At 61.6% G+C, this 16,445-nt stretch carries 15 protein-coding genes and 1 pseudogene; 10 read left to right on the plus strand and 6 right to left on the minus strand.

Annotated features, from left to right (window positions below; all coding sequences use genetic code 11):
- Positions 1-206: 206 nt before the first annotated feature.
- Complete coding sequence (locus tag QCM77_RS40065) at positions 207-470, plus strand: hypothetical protein (RefSeq protein ID WP_279659331.1); 264 nt, start codon at positions 207-209, stop codon at positions 468-470.
- A gap of 252 nt (positions 471-722) precedes the next feature.
- On the opposite strand, the gene QCM77_RS40070 is transcribed toward QCM77_RS40065, so the two are convergent.
- The 3 genes from QCM77_RS40070 to QCM77_RS40080 form a co-directional block, all read right to left on the minus strand.
- Positions 723-905, minus strand: coding sequence for a hypothetical protein (locus QCM77_RS40070; protein WP_279659332.1), 183 nt, complete (start codon positions 903-905; stop codon positions 723-725).
- A 39-nt stretch (positions 906-944) separates the two neighbouring features.
- Complete coding sequence (locus QCM77_RS40075) at positions 945-1,139, minus strand: hypothetical protein (protein ID WP_279659333.1); 195 nt, start codon at positions 1,137-1,139, stop codon at positions 945-947.
- Positions 1,140-1,321: 182 nt separating this feature from the next.
- The gene (locus QCM77_RS40080; protein WP_280096476.1) at positions 1,322-2,065 is read right to left on the minus strand and encodes a Crp/Fnr family transcriptional regulator; all 744 of its coding nucleotides are present in this window, start codon (positions 2,063-2,065) and stop codon (positions 1,322-1,324) included.
- Positions 2,066-2,557: 492 nt separating this feature from the next.
- On the opposite strand from QCM77_RS40080, the gene QCM77_RS40085 reads away from it, so the two are divergent.
- Positions 2,558-3,304 (plus strand): hypothetical protein, encoded by a 747-nt coding sequence (locus tag QCM77_RS40085; protein WP_280096477.1) that lies wholly within the window; start codon positions 2,558-2,560, stop codon positions 3,302-3,304.
- 267 nt (positions 3,305-3,571) lie between these two features.
- Positions 3,572-4,003 carry a YybH family protein gene (locus QCM77_RS40090; RefSeq protein ID WP_280096478.1) on the plus strand — a complete coding sequence of 144 codons (432 nt, stop codon included), beginning with the start codon at positions 3,572-3,574 and terminating at the stop codon, positions 4,001-4,003.
- 154 nt (positions 4,004-4,157) lie between these two features.
- Here QCM77_RS40090 and QCM77_RS40095 read toward each other — a convergent pair whose 3' ends face one another.
- A complete protein-coding gene (locus QCM77_RS40095) occupies positions 4,158-4,943 on the minus strand; it encodes a hypothetical protein (protein WP_280096479.1) in 786 nt (261 codons plus the stop codon).
- Positions 4,944-5,158: 215 nt separating this feature from the next.
- Here QCM77_RS40095 and QCM77_RS40100 point away from each other — a divergent pair, with 215 nt between their 5' ends.
- From QCM77_RS40100 to QCM77_RS40115, 4 genes are all read left to right on the plus strand, one after another.
- Complete coding sequence (locus tag QCM77_RS40100) at positions 5,159-5,419, plus strand: hypothetical protein (RefSeq protein WP_279659338.1); 261 nt, start codon at positions 5,159-5,161, stop codon at positions 5,417-5,419.
- 1,097 nt (positions 5,420-6,516) lie between these two features.
- The gene (locus QCM77_RS40105; RefSeq protein ID WP_279659340.1) at positions 6,517-6,672 is read left to right on the plus strand and encodes a hypothetical protein; all 156 of its coding nucleotides are present in this window, start codon (positions 6,517-6,519) and stop codon (positions 6,670-6,672) included.
- Positions 6,673-7,299: 627 nt separating this feature from the next.
- A complete protein-coding gene (locus QCM77_RS40110) occupies positions 7,300-10,857 on the plus strand; it encodes an autotransporter domain-containing protein (protein WP_280096480.1) in 3,558 nt (1,185 codons plus the stop codon).
- A gap of 925 nt (positions 10,858-11,782) precedes the next feature.
- Complete coding sequence (locus QCM77_RS40115) at positions 11,783-12,562, plus strand: hypothetical protein (RefSeq protein WP_280096481.1); 780 nt, start codon at positions 11,783-11,785, stop codon at positions 12,560-12,562.
- Positions 12,563-12,654: 92 nt separating this feature from the next.
- Here the strand turns inward: QCM77_RS40115 and QCM77_RS40120 are convergent.
- Positions 12,655-12,816, minus strand: a pseudogene (locus tag QCM77_RS40120) (IS630 family transposase); the annotation flags it as partial.
- Positions 12,817-13,521: 705 nt separating this feature from the next.
- On the opposite strand from QCM77_RS40120, the gene QCM77_RS40125 reads away from it, so the two are divergent.
- From QCM77_RS40125 to QCM77_RS40135, 3 genes are all read left to right on the plus strand, one after another.
- On the plus strand, positions 13,522-14,658 hold the full coding sequence (locus QCM77_RS40125; RefSeq protein ID WP_280096482.1) for a helix-turn-helix transcriptional regulator: 1,137 nt from the start codon (positions 13,522-13,524) through the stop codon (positions 14,656-14,658).
- Between the two features lie 162 nt (positions 14,659-14,820).
- Positions 14,821-15,300, plus strand: coding sequence for a hypothetical protein (locus tag QCM77_RS40130; RefSeq protein ID WP_280096483.1), 480 nt, complete (start codon positions 14,821-14,823; stop codon positions 15,298-15,300).
- A gap of 118 nt (positions 15,301-15,418) precedes the next feature.
- Positions 15,419-15,997 carry a LabA-like NYN domain-containing protein gene (locus QCM77_RS40135; RefSeq protein ID WP_280096497.1) on the plus strand — a complete coding sequence of 193 codons (579 nt, stop codon included), beginning with the start codon at positions 15,419-15,421 and terminating at the stop codon, positions 15,995-15,997.
- A 115-nt stretch (positions 15,998-16,112) separates the two neighbouring features.
- Here the strand turns inward: QCM77_RS40135 and QCM77_RS40140 are convergent, their stop codons facing one another.
- Positions 16,113-16,370: a hypothetical protein gene (locus QCM77_RS40140; RefSeq protein ID WP_280096484.1), complete on the minus strand. Its 258-nt coding sequence runs from the start codon at positions 16,368-16,370 to the stop codon at positions 16,113-16,115.
- Between the last annotated feature and the right edge of the window lie 75 nt (positions 16,371-16,445).

Consider the following 16,445-nt stretch of genomic DNA (forward strand, 5'->3'; position numbering starts at 1 on the left):
CAAACAAAGCGGCTGCATCTTCGCCCACTGGGCGTCCGTCAAAACGAATCGCTGCATCCAAAACTCCTTTCGGAGCTTGAATCACGGACGTTCCAATCTGTGAATCCTGAATCTCAACAGACCCTAGCGCACCACTGTTAATTTGCGCGATCGAGACGATTCAGGCCTGCTCTCTGCAACGAGCCTAGTAGCTGTGGGGGATCACAATGACTGTCACGCGTGCGGTTGGCGCTGCTGCCTTGTTTCTGATGACGCTGAGCTCTGAAGCCGATGCTGCGCGCCAGCACAGACCGGGAGAGCGGATTTCTTGCTCAGAGGTCAAATACTACGTTGCCAAGTATTCGGCGGCGCTGGCTGAGATGTATGCCCGTAACCACGGGGCCACCGGCGCCCAGATCGAGCGGGCGCGGCGTTGCTTGGCCTCGAATGAGGCTGCCGAGACAGGGCAACGCCGGTCCTATAGCGAATGAGCATGACGCAGCCTTCGTGATAAAGCGCGTAGGCCGGGGACATCCTGCACGGTCAGGGCTGTACGCCCACCCGCGGTCGCAGCTGACGATCGAAATTAGCTTGATTGCCTTGCACAGGCAGATAGGCGTTCCGACTGGTGGCGAGGCGAGCGCGCGATTGCACACTCCCACGCGAGGCCGCTCCGCAGCCATGTCCTCCTTCACCGCTCATCGCATGCTCGTTCCCAATCATCGATGTCGGGGCACATCCTTTTATCGCTCCGATTCGGTGCCAAGGGCTGTCGCAGCAATGGCACGCTCGACCTCGGAAGCCAATACGCTCAAATGATCGGCGAGCCTCGCGAACAACTCTCGCTTTTGCAGGTCGGTGGCCAGATCGCTGATCGATTTGCAGTCGGCTGCATCGTTGCGGAGGTTCTCCAGCTGCTCCTGCATGTCTCTCATCGTCTGTGTACCCCAGAAGCACCCTCTGTTTCATTCAGTTGAATTGATGGAGGCGTACTTGAGCTCCCGTCGATCCATCTCCGAACGGAGCGATTCAGCATAGGTGCGCAGATTGTCACCAACAACGCGGGAGCGTCCGCCATTCGCGCGATCAGCCAACACTTGTCGCCGCACACTTTCCCAAAGAGACAATAAGGTCTGATCTTTCGAGTTTGAAAAGTTCATCCACAGGCCCCCAGTACTTGGCGCGCCGATAGTACCGCGTACCTCATGAGCGGGATTGTTCGGTTGCGGACATTGCCGTGGAGAAGCCAGGCGCCCGTTGCACATTAGCCACATCGTCCATGGCCGGGATAACGGTTGATCGGGCCGAAAAGCGCGATGGTTTGCGGCATCGCCCGTTTCATTTACTGCGTCGGCAGAACCAACGCGCGAGATAGGGCTGCATTCAGAGAGAAGATCCCTTCGATTTCGAGACGCATGGTATCGTGGCATTCGCACGCCAGCGCTGCGAGCCGCGATGGATCGATCTCGATTTCGCCTCGCCGTTCAGATCTGATCGCGCCGGAAGCGCGCAGGTTGCGCATCAGGAGCGTCACCGTCGTTCGTCGCACACCCAGTATTTGCGAAAGCGCCTCTTGGGTGAGTGGGAGGACGTCGTGGTCGACGCGGTCACGAAGATGGAGCAGCCAGCGTGCCATGCGGGCTTGGACCGGATGCAGCGCATTGCAGGCCCCGCCGATTTGCAGCTGTATCAGCATCGCCTTGAAGTGAATCTGGACTGCGTGGCGGATCGCGGGGCTCCGGCTAAAAGCGGTGTGGAATCGCGATGCGGGGATCCGCGAGGCGATGCCCGCGGCACGAACGATGGCGGTAACGGCCGCAGGGGACGGCCCCAGCACGGAAAGAGTGCCCACTGCTCCCTCGCGCCCTATTGCGGCGCTGGCGACCGTCTGCCCGTTGGCCATGTCGATCATCACAGAAATGGCGCCACTGTGAGGAAAGAGGACGTGCTCGGTCCGGTCACCCGCCTGCGAGACGACCGCATCCCGATCGAGCGCAACCATCTCTAGCTCGGGTGCCAGCAGATCGAGGTCCGCCGCCGCCAGGGCCGCCAGAAGTCGGTTACCAGTTCCGCTGGGAAGCGTCACTGCGGCCTGCCGCGAACCATCCGCCGCATCGCATTTCGAGCGTCATAGGGCGGCAAACTCGAACTTTGTTTGAATCCGCCTACGCCTCGCGCTCCGAAATCCAATTCAGCTGCGGAAGCTCTCAATCTCAAAAATAAAACTCCAACCACACGCAACCGCGAGGCTAATTTTTGTCTCTCAGGATGATTGAAGAGTTAGATCCCAGTGCCACGCTGCACAATTGCAAAATGCGCATGGGTAATACCATAGGGAGTTCCAGTTTCCGGGACGCGGTAAACGCCGCGGCGATCTCGGAAGGGTGGGCACGAACCAGGCCTCGCCGGCACCGCGCGCGATGGTGGATGCCTTTCGCACTGCTGCAAGCACTTGCTCACTGGCGCGGATCTCGTTTCCGGGCCGGAATGAATCCACCGCATTGCCGGATTTGAGCCGCATTGTGACCCAGGTCGCAGCCAAGGGTCATGCCGGGTGGGCGCAACACCGGGGTTTTTCATGTCCGGTCATTTGCGATTTTGCTTCGGCGCTTTTGTTCTTCTCGCAGGACTTTCAACGGCGCCCGCGTCTTCGAATCCGTTTGCAGACTTCTTCAATGTCGCGCCCCAGACGGCCACTGCGACCGCTTCCGTAGAAAGGGAGTGCCTGCGGCGACCCGGCAAGTTGACGGCGGACGGTCAGCACTGGGTCTATCGTCTGGACGGCCAACGCAGGTGCTGGTTTCTGGCGGCCGAGGGGATCGCGACGGTGAAGAAGCCGGCTCATCATCACGCCGCAAAGGATCGTGTCGCCGCTCCCGCTGAGAACGAGTCCGCGTGGCGCAAGGAGGCGCTCGTGGATGCGCGTGCGGAGCTGCTGCGCTCCGCACCGGCGACATCTCAACCGATGCTGCCCGCGTCCAAGCTAACGGTGGTTGATGCCGATCCCGTGGTTGCTATCGGGGCCGCGGCCCTCGTCCCATCGGCACCCGTCGCCGCCCGCGCGACCGATCAGCTCACCCCTAGCCACCCCACCCAGCGCCAGGTGGACGTGGAGACGCTTCTGGCAGCCGCGCCGGCCGCCAGCGACGCGGTTGCCGTCTCCGTGACTCCGGCCTCACCCGTCGCCTTTCCTATTGCCGAGGCGGGCGATGACGGGCGGGGCTGGAGAGCAAACTGGCTTGGCATGTTGCTGATGGCGCTGGGACTCGTTTCCGTCTTAAGCTCGAGCCGAACCGTTCGGGAGGCGATGCTGTTGCGCGATTGATGAGGTGTGGAACTAGGAATGCTTCCGTAAGAAGACGTCTCAGTATCTCGCCAGCGATCTCGCGAGGATCGGAGGCAGGATGGGTAACTCACTAGCGACAATTGAGAAGGAGGTTGAGCGCGAGAGGGTAGCGGCCCTGGAGCAGGCGAACTCGACGAGCGAACCCGAATCTCGTTTGTAACTCAGAGGAGGCCCCCGGAATTGCTGTTGCGCCAAACGCGGTCTGAGATGCGGCATCCACTTCGAGGTCAAGATCGAAAATGGGAGATGATCATGCGCAGCACAGCACTGGTGGTTGCATTCGTGATCTCGTTGACCGCGCCGGCTTCGGCTCAGAAGGCCGAGATTGAAGCGATCAACGCGAGATGGATTGAATTGTTCAACAAGGGCGACTTCTCTGGGATTGCCTCACTCTACAGCACCGATGCGATCGCCCTCCCGCCCGGTTCTGCGATGGTACACGGCCGTGCGGCCATCGAGGCAATGTGGAAAGGCATGGCCGACCAGGTTGGCGATCCAAGGCTCACAACCGCCGACGTCAGGCCGCTTGGCCCTTCCGCGGCACGCGAAATCGGGACCTTCACTCTGAAGACCAAGGGACCAACACCGCAGGAGGTGACCGGGAAATATGTCGTCGTTTGGGAAAAGGTCGGAAACGACTGGAAGCTCACCACCGACATATGGAACGACGGCAAATAAGCTTCTCCGGTCATTAGGTCTCTTCGCGCGAAGAGCTACCCTCCTGGTGAGGACGAAGCGCGGCGGTCTAAGCATCGCGTCCTTCGCCAAGGGTGCGGGCTGCGCCAGTATCAGGCGCGGAGGAAGCAGGGCAGGAAGCAGCTACGTCAGGGCACTAGCGTACAGACCATGGCCATGCCGATGACGGTTGCGGTTTTTTGACTTGCGGCCGCGCCGGGGTTGGCGCCGGCTTCTGCGTTTGAGCGACATTGGTCGGACGCCGCGGACGCGGCACTGGTATTTCGGGCGTCACCTTTGGCTCTTCGGGGTTCACCTGTGATTCTTCAGGCATCACCTTTAGCTCTTCAGGCATCACCTTTGGCTCCGAAGCCTTGGCGATGACGCGGGCCAGTTGTTCCTGATTTGCGTTGAGCCGCTCGGTAACCGTTTCGCTTTCGCGCTCTACCCGTATTTGCGTCGCCCTGATCTGGTCGATGATATCGTTGTTGCGTACCATTTCTGCCCGGCTCGCCTTGAGCTGGCTTGCGACATTCTCATTGTCGCGGACCAATTGTCCTTGCCTCATCTCGAGCTGCGCGACCGCCTGCCTCAAGGCAGCGAGATCATGCGCTATCGGTTGGAGCTGCTGCGCAAAGTCGGACGCATTCGGCGAGGCCTGTGTCAGGGGTGCTGGGTCTGAGGGGGCCATCGCTTCCGTTTGAGCGGAGGACGACCACCACCAGGCAACAACACCGATGGATGCCGCCAACAGAGAACCGACGAAAGCCAGGTAGCGCCAATCCGCCAACTCATGAATCGTTGGCGGCGGAGGACCAAACGCCTCAATGCTGGTCGGCGGGTCCGAATGCGTGACCCTCGCTTCGCGCGCCAGGTTGGAAAGCTGTTCCTCCAAGCTCGCAAACGGCCCTTCCGTGAGTTTGTCGTCCAGCGTGGAATCCATTTGGGTGCTCCGTATCAAATGCAATGTCACCCAAGTGAGAGTGATCCGCGCAGCGCAGCCTACGAAGCTTCGCAGGGATGAGATGCAGCCTGCGCGTCACATCGTCTTTTCTTGTGAGCTCATCCCTGAACTGTCCCTGCGTTCTTAACCCAGCCGAAGAGGCGGAACTATGTTCACGGCCGGAGAACTACGGAAGGAACCCTTACTCTTCCACCTTGGAGGCGTCGAACGCCGCCGCGGCCTACGTGGTGGTCACGCATCATCGTGCAGAGTTTTGGCGCGTCGCTGTGCTTGAGATCCTCGATATTGAGCACGTGCTGGGCGCCGACGGTGACGTGGTCACCGGAGCGATGATCGAACGCAATCTTCGTGGCCAAGAGACGGAGCTTGGCGGCAGGATCGGCTCATTGCAATATTCCGACGCTGTTGTCCTCATCCGTCAAAGCAACCTTGAAAGGGATAGACATCAAGCGTGAACACGCGAGCATCAAATTCTGTGGTCCCCCTTTGCACCAGGGAGTACTGCTTCTTCCTGGGGGTGCGAATGGCACACTACCGAGCTTACCTTTTGGATCAGCACCGCCATGTTATAAGCGTGGCCAATCTGCAGTGCGCCGACGAGCAGGAAGCAAGAGAATGCGTTCAGCAGCTGGTTGACGTCAACGACATCGAGTTATGGCAACTTGATCGTCGTATCGCGGTGTTTGAAGCTGCCATAGCCCGAACCCCGAAGGCTGAGGGACAGACCTCCGCGGGCGACGGGCGCGATAGACATGACTGAGGAAGGAAAGCGAGAGAGCGGGCTTTCTGCAATCTTGCTGCGATCTTGGGCCGAGTTCGCGGCGGAAGGAATCCCATGGCTGAGGCTGAACTCGTCGCTGCGGCTGAGGTTCGGATGCGTCGACGGATTCGCCTTATGTGGGGGCAGCGTCGAGGGTTCATCATAGCGCGCTCACAGGGGCGCTTGGGACGCGTCGAAAGTCCGGTGAGCGAGGGTCACTTGTTCACGACGACAAGATACGTGACGTGAAGAGTTATCGGTGATTTTGACCCGTCCAAGACGATCCGGAGACTCTTCGGATGATAGCAGCAATCACTGTCCCGGTCTTGCCATTCAAGCGCGGCCCCGCTGCGGGCTTTACCTCTATGCGACAACGAACCCGAGTGGCAATGCAGCAGAACCGTGCTGCTCGTGACGACTTGTTCTCACTCGAGCGTTAGGCCGGAATAAACGGCCGGCCAAAAAAGGGCGGCTGTTGGTGTCGTCGCCAGCGCCGCCGCTAACTCACTGTGCGTCATGCCGTGATTAACCCCGGCTACGATCGCGGACCTCATTTCCACAGCTCCCCAGAAGGCGTCACGCCGGACTCCCGCTGAGTCGACAGATGGCCGGGCAGCTTGCGCGGTCAGGTGCGATCGATGGCGAGCGCCGGCTGGGAGATCGGGCTGAAGGCGAAGCCGGGGGCTAATCTGCGCTCCAACCCGCGCCCGGACGGCTTGGGCGCTTAGGAACGTGTTGGCTCTCCGGGAGTCCTAGTGGCAACCTCGTCTCTGCCTTGCGTGCGGGGCGCCCATGGAAAAAGCGATCGCCTTCGCGATCTCAGCTGGAATTGCCTGCTTCGGCGCTTGGATCCTTGTTGCCGCCCTCTACTCCAACACGCCCGTTGTCGTTTGCCTCGCGCTCCTCCCCGTAGCCATCGGGCTTATGAGCGCTTTCGGCGACTACTGACGGGCTGGGGACAACGCGCTTTAGGTCAGCGGCGCTGCGTTTTCCGAATCGGCGCGCCATGCACGCTGTCCCGCAATGCTCTGGTTGCGGGGGTAGGCGTGAGCCAGTTTTTAACTGAGCTGCTACTAGCGACGGCCCTGATGATGGCCCTGTGTTTCGGAGTGGCAGCGTGGCGCCTCTCGGACGGCAAGGACTCCGATATCAGCGGTCGAATGCACTACCCACGGGTATGGCAGGCCCCCATCACAACTTACTGAAGGGTCGCCTTGCGCGCGCCCTTCGCGATGTTGGCGCCGACCAAGGCCTCACTTGGAGGGTTGAGAACTGCTGGGAATGATCGGTGGACCGGCTTTCTGGCAAATATAGTCAGCGCTGATGTTCGTTCCATGAATCACAGCGCTCGAAGAGCAATTTGCGGCTGGCGCCGCGCAGTCCATCAGATTTCGTTTTGGTCCTGGTCACGGTCGCACCCGTCCAAGTCTTCCGTCGCTGCCCTCCATACCGTTCGAGTCCTGCGCCGCGCCGCCTCCTCCGTTCGACGGACGCGGGAAGTGCCGGCCGCGGCTACGGTAGATGCGTCGAGACGCAATGTTGGCGAATCGACACGATCGAATTGGGGAAATCGAAATGAAGCGGACGGTTCTGGATGGTGTTGCGCAACCGCATCGTGCGCGGCGCCGGTTTGGGCAAGGCCAGGTCTTGGCGCTGGCGCTGGCCTCCGCTTCTATCGCGGCAATCGGGCGCGCCGAGGCGGCGTGTACGCCGGCGGCGCCGGCCAACGGCGCCATCATCACCTGCACGGGCACGGTCACCAACCAGCAGGACAGCATTACCGGCTACGGCACCATTAACGACAGCGGCAACACCTACAATATCGCGACCGGCGCGACGGTGACGGGCGATTCTTTCGGGGTGAAGTTCAGCAACGATTCAACGTTGGGCCCGGCAACATTCAACAATGACGGCAGGATCGAAGGCACGGGGGCTGCTGGCATCACCGGAGACGCCGCCACCGTGTCCAACACCAGTGGCGGCGTCATTACGGGCAATAACGGCATCACCGTTGGCACGCTCAACCTCGACAATGCCGGCCAGGTCCTCGGACCGGGCGCCAACGGCGGCGCCATCAGCGGCATCACCATCAACGTGAACTCCAATTCCGGCGCCATCTCGGGCGTGTTGTTCGGCATCCGGGCCGGCACCGTGACGGTGAACAATGGCGGCTTGATCGAGGGAACGGCGGCGAATGGGGTCGGCATCGTTGGCAGGACCGTCAATGTGACGGCGAACACCGGCACCACTACAGGCGGGGCGGCCGGCATCCTGATCTCCGGCGGTGGCACAAGTACCATCAACAATAGCAACACTATCTCGGGCACGGACGCAGCCACCGGCGCCGGCATTCACACCACGGCGGCCAGCGCGACCATCGATGCGAGCGGCAACTCCGGCCTCGGCATTATCAAGGGCACGAAGGCCGGCATCAAAGCCGACCATGACATAACGGTCAGCAACGGCACCGGCACCATCTCGGGCAACGGCGTGAACGGCGATGGCATTTCTGGCAACGTCGTCAATGTCACCGCCAACGCCGGCACCATTTCGGGCACGCAGGTAGGCATTGTAGGCGTCGCGGCGGCAACAGTGGTCAACAGCGGCACCGTTTCGGGCGGGGTGAACGGTGTACAGGCCGATGGGATCGTCACCGTTAACAATGCCGGCAATATCTTGGGCGTAGCTAACGCCGCTATTGTTAGCGACGGCAGCGTCATCGTCACCGCCAACACCGGCACCATCTCGGGCGGCTCGAGAGGCATCAACGGCAACACCGTCACGGTGACCGCGAATGCCGGCACCATCCAGGGCGGATCGTTCGGCATCTCCGCTGACGCAGTCAACGTGACCGCAAACAGTGGCACCATCCAGGGCGGCACGTTCGGCATTTCGGCCGCTCTTACAGCTAACGTGAACAACGCTGGAACTATTAAAGAGGACGATGCGGGCGGCACAGCGATCTTTGCTGCGGCCTCCACCACGGTGAACAACGCTGGCCAAATCCTCGCGTTAGGAAGCGGCGGGATCGCCATTCAGAGCGGGATCGCCAACGTCAACAATTCCGGCACAATCTCGGGTGATTTCGCTGGCGTCGTTGGCGCGGATGCCAACACGACCGGCACGGTTGAATTAGTCACGAACACCGGCACCATCTCGGGCGGATCGTTCGGCGTCCTGGCCGACAGAACTGCCAACGTGAACAATTCCGGCACTATCTCGGGCAGCACCGCAATCAGCGCTGGGGGCAACGCCACGGTGGCGAACTTTGTCGGCGGCAGAATCCTGGGCGATGCGTTTGGCATCCAGGCCGTCGCGGTCGGCAAGACTGCCACCATCGACAACTCCGGAACCATTCAAGCGGCGGGCGCTAACGGCATCGGCATCCAGGCCATTACCGCCACGGTGACCAATCACGTCGGCGGCACCATCTCGGGCGGGGTTCAGGGCATGGCAGTGAACAACCTGACGGTAACCAACGCCGGCACCATTATGGGGACGACTGGCTTTGGCATTAACGGTGGCAACGTCGACGTGACGAACGCGAGCGGCGGCACCATCTCGGGTGGGGTGTCTGGCATCACCGCCGGCTTCGCCACGGTGACCAACGATGTCGGCGGCGCGATCACCGGCGGATCGGGCGCGGGACACGCCGGTGTTACCGCCGGCCGCCTGGACCTGACGAACTTCGGCGCCATCTCGGGCAATATCGGCGTCCAGGCCACCAACGCGACATTCGGCGGCAGCACCATCATCAATGGCGGCACCATCGCCAGCACGGCGGGCGCGACCGGCATCGCGATCCAGCTGACCGCGGCCAACGACACGCTGACGCTGAAGCCGACCTCGAGGATCATCGGCCTGATCGACATGGGTAACGGCACCGGCGACGTCGTCAATGTGGAGGCCGCTGAGCCGACCCTGCTGGCGCGCGGGGTGTCGTCGCTGTCGCTCAGCGCCAGCGCCGTGGTCAATGCCGTCAAGGCCCAGCTCGTCAACTTCGAAGGCGTGTTCAACGCCACCGTCGCCGCTGTCAGCGGCGCGGTTGGCAGCCAGCCGACCGTGACAGCCGGCGCCCAGGTCGCCGCGCTCGATCCCACCGCGCTGGCGCAGACCGACCGCACGCTGATGGATTTCACCGGCAACGTGTCCTCGCTGGTGCAGGGCCGGCTCAACGGCGTGTCGCCGACCGGAGGTGCCAACCTGACGATGATGAGCTACGCCATGGACGACGCCGCATCCGCCAGGGCACAGATGTTCAGCAAGGCCCCGGCGGCAAGTTGGAGCGCGGCGCCGGTGACGGTGTGGAGCAGCGCCTTCGGAGGGCGGCGCGACCAGGACGAGGCTGCGAACACCCTGCGCTCGACCTCGACCGCGTTCGGCGGCGCCATCGGCATCGACCGCAGGCTGCAGCCGAGCTGGCTCGTCGGCGTGTTCGCCGGCGGCGGCGCCGGGACGCTCTCGGTCGACTTGAGCTCGCAGAAGGTCGACACCGATTACGTGTTCGCCGGCGGCTACAGCCGGTTGGAATGGGCGAATACCTTTCTCGATGTCACCGTGCAGGGTGGCAGCGCCCGCAACAAGTCGAACCGGCTGGTGCAGAACAACGTTCTCGGTACGCTGGAACATGCCACCGCAAGCTCGAACGGCTGGTTCGTCAGCCCGGAAGTGGCCTACGGCTATCGCCTCGACCTCGGCCACGGCTATCTGCTGACGCCGAGCGCGCGGGTGCGCTACATCGCCGGCTTCTTCGATGGCTATAGCGAGACCGGCTCGGCGCAGACCCTGTCGATCGGCAGCCGTACCCTGCAGAATTTCGAGGAGCGCGGCGAACTCGAGGTCGCCCGCCTGACGAGCTTCTTCGGCGGCGAGCACGTTTTCAAGGCCAATGTGCATGGCGGTGTGATCGCGCAGCAGCGCGTCGGCGACGCCAGCATCAACGCGGTCTTGATCGGGCAGAACCTCACCTTCGCGACCCCCGGCAAGGGCAGCACGGTAGGCGCGGTGGCCGGCGCCGGCTTCGACTACCACACCAGCCTGAACGTCGCGGTGTTCGGCGCGATCGAGGGCATCACAATGTCCGACCAGAGCCGCAGCGGCACCGCGAGAGGCGGCGTGCGCGTCGCCTTCTGAGGCGGGGCTCGCGGCAGGATCCCGTCGGGTCGCCGCGGCTGGTGTTGACCGGGCATGGATCCAGCCGATGCATGCCGTCGCATTGTCGTGCGTTTGGAGGACGCACCCCATGCCGCGCACATGTATGGCGAGAAGCCTCCTCGTCGGGCTCGGCTTTTGCAAGCTACAGCGTGCTGCTTAAAATTAAAAAAGGAGCGGTGGGGAGCTTTGTCCTCCGCCATTGCGTGTTACTCGCGCCTTGCGTCCGTTTTTCATAAAGCGATTCAAGTTCGGGATGATACCCGAAGCAAGAGAAGTCCAGCCCCGCGCTGTTGCGCCTGGGCGTGCCTGAAATTCTCGCGGTGTCGATAGGAGCGCGAAAACCCAGTTCCTATGGGATCATTTGAACGGACGCTCAACAGGGCACGCATTCTTTGGATTGGCCCGCGCGATGGCACCTTCGAGATCGCTTGACCTTCCGGGGCCAGCCGCATCAGGCAAACGGCGGCTGGAGCGTGAATATCCCCCAACGCGCCGCCCTCGTTCAAGAACAAAGTCGGACAAGCCGGCGCGCCTACTCTGCAAGTGCGGGCCGTCGAGGCGGGAGAAGTTCTTCCTGCCGGTCACGACGCGATCGAAAGCCGTACCACGCGACCACCGAAGCTTAGCAAGGCTGAGCAGGCCGAGCGGCAGACAACAGCAAAGGCACCCTCGCCAAGTATCGAACCGAGCTGTTGGGAAAGCCCTGGTTCAATTTCATGTGCACCGAGGATCATGCAATCGGAGGACGACAGTCTATCCAACTCCGGTTCATTGAAGGGGGCTTAACGATCGACCATACCGCGGGCGAAAGAGCTTGCGATTATCAGGCGGGTTGGTGCGGACGATGTCGCACGCAACATTTCGATGGTGTCTTGTAACCCACTAAAACGAACCGGAGATTGAAATGCGCACGATCAAGACGATTCCCACGCTGATGCTCGCTGCTTCGCTTGGGGCCGGGATGATCCTGGCGTCGGAAGCCGCTTTGGCCCGAAACAACGGTCATCAGGACCATAGCGATCATCAAGAGCATAACGGGAAGCGAAGCGGGAACGTCGATCGCTCAACGGCTCCTCAAGCCAGGCATTTCAACGAGAGCAACAAAAAGGATAAAGGCAAAGGCAAGATCACCGGTACGGGCGCCAGCGGGACCGTTATCCAGGGCGACAACTCTCCCAGGGGGCCAGTGGCCACCACGAACCCACCAACGACAGGCGTGCCAATTACCCATGGTGGCAACCCTCCGAGAGGTCCAGTGGCCGGCGCGCCGGGTTCCCCCGCGGTCGTATCCAATGGCAAGATCAAGCTCTACATACCAAATTCTGCGTCCGGGTTGACGGTGACATCCAACAAATCAGGCACCGTCACGGTCTCCAATGGTGACCCAAGCCATTCGGTGACCCTACCTGGTGGCTCCGTGACCATATCCGGTGGCGGCGTCAAAAGTGTTGGAGGTGCACCAGGCGTTCAAGTTGTTAGTCATCCCAACGGCGACTTTGTGGCCGCGACCACGGGACCGAAGAAACCCGAGGCCGGTACCGTTACCGGCGGCCCAGAGGGTGGTTTCATCAGCGCCCTCGGCAGCGGACTTAAGGATACCGCCGGGAGCCTCGACCCTCGTCAGACATTTAGAGCGACGGTGAATGGGCCGCCTCCCGAGACCTCGACCACGATCCAGCAGTAAATCCTCCGAATTGCCCCGACCGTTCGCGCCCATTGGCGCGAACGGGACCGCGGGTTCGCGCCCGCCTTGCCGCGAGGCGTCGTCTTTGTCATCACCGCGCGTTTGCTTCGCGGGTCGGGTGTTGCGGCCGCCGCCAACAGAACGAACCGAGCCCGCTTCAAATCGCGCTGCTATGTCACCGGCGAGCGGCAACATGCCTCAAGCGCCTTGTGATCCTTCCTCGAAAGGTGGACTTCTCTTGCTTCGGGTATCATCCCGAACTTGAATCACGACTCACGCTTTATGAAAAGTAGGTAATAGGTCGCGCGCTTAGTGCAGCTTCTGTCCAGGACCAGATTCAGTTCCTGAACTAGAAAGGCGTGGCGAAGGTTGATAATTGGCATTTCGCGAGCACGGCGCTCGCCTGGAATGATGCGTATGCGTACTGCCTTATCGCCGATGGGCGCTGAGCCGCATATCCGCGCCTTTTAAACGATCAGGACTTCTTATGAAAAAGAATATGATTGAACGAAGCGTCACGATATTCACCCGCTCTGCGGCTCTTGCCGCGCTTCCGCCTTTGAACGTAGCCACGTCATCGGCCTTCGCTGCGACGCTGTTGCACAGCGTAGACGGCAATGGCACGCCGTAGTCGGTATGCGCTGCAATCGGCCCGTTCACCCGCTCGTCCTGACAATCGCCTCCGCATTTGGCGTGAACCGAGGCTCGGCGGATTGCCGGCGAGATAACGGTTCATGGCGGCCCGCAGCCTTCGGGTTGCGTGACTAAACGGTGTCTGAAAAACCGCTGTCGCAATTGTCCAAGTCCTGCGTCACGGCCGTTGTGTCGTGCCGGCATTTGCGGAGCAAGCTTCATGCAATGGATTGACAGGAGAGATGTCCGTGGCGAGCTCGGTACGAGAAATCCCGAAACTCAGAGCAATCAGCCGCGTCACCAAATCCGCATCGCGGACGAGCGATATGTGCGAATCTCAAAGACTTAGCGAACTGGTTGGCGACGTCTATGATGCTGCGCTCGATCCCGAAAAGTGGATCGGCGTGCTCGCGAAGATTGTTGATTTCGCCGGGGGACGAGCTGGCGCCCTTGCGATCAAGGATGCTGCGAGCGAACTCATCGAGGCCCGCTATCAGTTCGGCGTCGATCCCGATTACATGCAGGCCTATTCGGAGACGTATTCGAAATTTTGTCCGCTCACGGGCGTGCCTTTCTTCGGCGTCGGAGAGATCGTAAGCCTTCCGGATCTCGTGCCCTATGACGAATATCGCCGGGGGTGCTTCTATCAGGAATGGGCGCGGCCCCAGGGCTGGATCGACGTTGCAAGTGCGGTGCTCGACAAATCGGCGACAGGTTGTGCGTTTCTCGGCATTGTCCGCGGTGAGGCAGCCGGCATGGTCGACAACGAGATGCGCCGGCGTACTGCCGTCATCGCGCCTCATGTCCGCCGGGCAATCCTTATCGGCAAGGCGATCCAGTTCAAGCGCACCGAAACGGCAGCGTTCACCGAAACCTTCGATGGACTCGCTGCCGGAATGTTTCTCGTGGATGGTCGCGGGCAGATCGTCCACGCAAATGTCGCCGGGCGGGTCATGCTCGGCGCGAGTGATTTCCTGCGCTCGATCAGAGGCCAGCTCGTCGCAGGCGATGCTCAGGCGAACCAGGCGTTGCGGGAGATCTTTGCCGCTGCCGAGCAGGGCAACGCGGCTCTTGGCGTCAAGGGCATTGCCTTGCCGCTGACGGCGCATGACGGCGAGCGCTACGTTGCTCACGTGCTGCCTTTGACTTCGGGCGCGCGCCGCGGCGCCGGAATTAGCTACACCGCGACCGCGGCGGTGTTCGTCCGCAAGGCGGCATTGGAAACCCCGTCGCCTCCCGAAGTCATCGGCAGGACCTTCAAGTTGACGCCAATGGAGTTGCGCGTGCTGATTGCCGTCGTTGAAGTCGGCGGGGTTCCCGAGGTCGCGACCGCGCTCGGCGTTGCAGTGACCACCATCAAGACGCACGTCAGTCGCCTGTTCGAAAAAACCGGCGCCGGCCGCCAGGCCGATTTGGTCAAGCTGGTTGCCGGCTTTTCGACGCCGCTGGCAGTCCGATCCTGATATCGAGCGCGGCTGCCACTGGATCAGAACTCTTGGGCTCGCGTCGTCCGATCGCAGGACGCGCGCCCTTCGGCGCCGCACTAGGGTTCGGTCGAATCTCGTTTCGAGCGAGGTCAGCATTTTTGACAGGCCGCGTTGCGCCTGCGAGCGAGAGGATAGTTGATGATGATACTTAAAGGTTTTGCCGTGACGACCGGAGTTCTTCCGATGCTCGTGGTCGGGATTGCCTTGGCCGCGCCGATGGGTGACGCGTTTGCCAAGAGTGGTGCCCGGCCTGGCATCGGCAACACCGAAACCAGGTCCCCGCCGCGCGAGGGCGGCACCGTCGGCATCGTCGAACGTCCCGCTCCTGGTAATCCGATCGATCACCCGCTTCCTCCCATTCCCATCGACCCTGGAAGAGGTGACCATCGTGTCGGCCATGACGGCAGCTCGGATCACAAGCATGACGGCCGGCATGAAGGAAAGCGCCATGTTTATGATCGCTGGTACAAGCCGAGGCACAAGCACAGCCGCTATGAAAGCCCGCCCATCATCGGCAAGCATACGTCGCGAGAATCGGACCTGTTCCGGCGCGGCGTGGTCGGGCCGCAGGCCGGGGCCGGCGGCGAGACGACGAGGCCTGTCCTGATCGGCCGATAACCTTGATTCACCCGGCTCGGCGTCGCGGACAGCGATACCGCGCCGGGTGGCTCAATTCGCTGATCCCGACGAGTCGATGCTTCAGTTCGCTTCGCGGCGCGACGAGAAGATGGAAGTAATGGCTTTGGTGACCCATAGGATTGCGCTTCTGATCGACGGTGCGAATCTTCAGGCCACTGCAAGAGCGCTGGGTTTCGCTATCGATTACAAGCGCCTGCTGCTTCAGTTCGGGGGCCGCGGAATTTCGTTGAAGGCGCTATTTTTTGCTGCCGTGCTGGATGGCCCGGAATTCGCGACGGCCCAGCCGTTGATCGATTGGCTCGGCTACAACGGCTATACCGTCGTCACCAAGAACGGCAGGCAATTTTTCGACGCCAATCGGAACTGCAAAATCAAGGCGAATATGCAGATCGAGCTCGCGGTGCGCGCGATGGAGCTTGCCCCTCACACCGACGAGCTGGTGCTGTTTTCCGGCGACGGCGATTTCCGGCCGCTTGTCGAAGCCGTCCAACGCCGCGGGGTTCGTGTTACGATCGTTTCGAGCAATTCGAGCGAGCCATCGATGGTCGCCAATGAATTGCGGCGACAGGCCGATGTTTTCATAGATCTGAAAGACCTGCGCCCGATGGTCGAACGCGATTCGACAAGCGCCTCATTCAGCGCGGGATCGGCGGCAACATCCCGAACTCAGCGATGACAGCCACGACGAACTGCAGGGCGCCGACTGGAGGCGAGCCTACGCTTGACTGCTCGCCCCACGGGTTTTGATTCGATCGCTTTGAGCCGCGCCGAGAGTGGCGACCCGACGCCAGCTAATCACGGGGAGGGAAGGGGTGATGGAGCCGCGGCGGCTTAGGGGCGGTTACGCCGCCGCTGCCGCCCATGGCAACGCCGCCATCAGCGCCGACGCCCTTGCCAGCCCCGGGATTGATGCCGAAGGCTTTGCCGGCGCTGGTGGGGCGGACGCCGGTGTTCACCCGGGCGAGCGCACCTTCCGTGGCTGCCATCAGGATAAAACCCGCTGCAAGGGTCGCAATGGTACGCGGTGTTGTCACGTGGTTCTTCAGCATGCTCTCGCCTCCTGCTTTGCTCGATTATCCAAGACGTTTGGCCGCATGGCGGCTTGGCCGATCATGCAAACGACC

It is taken from the genome of Bradyrhizobium nivariense, from assembly GCF_029846695.2.
Classification (GTDB): Bacteria; Pseudomonadota; Alphaproteobacteria; order Rhizobiales; family Xanthobacteraceae; genus Bradyrhizobium.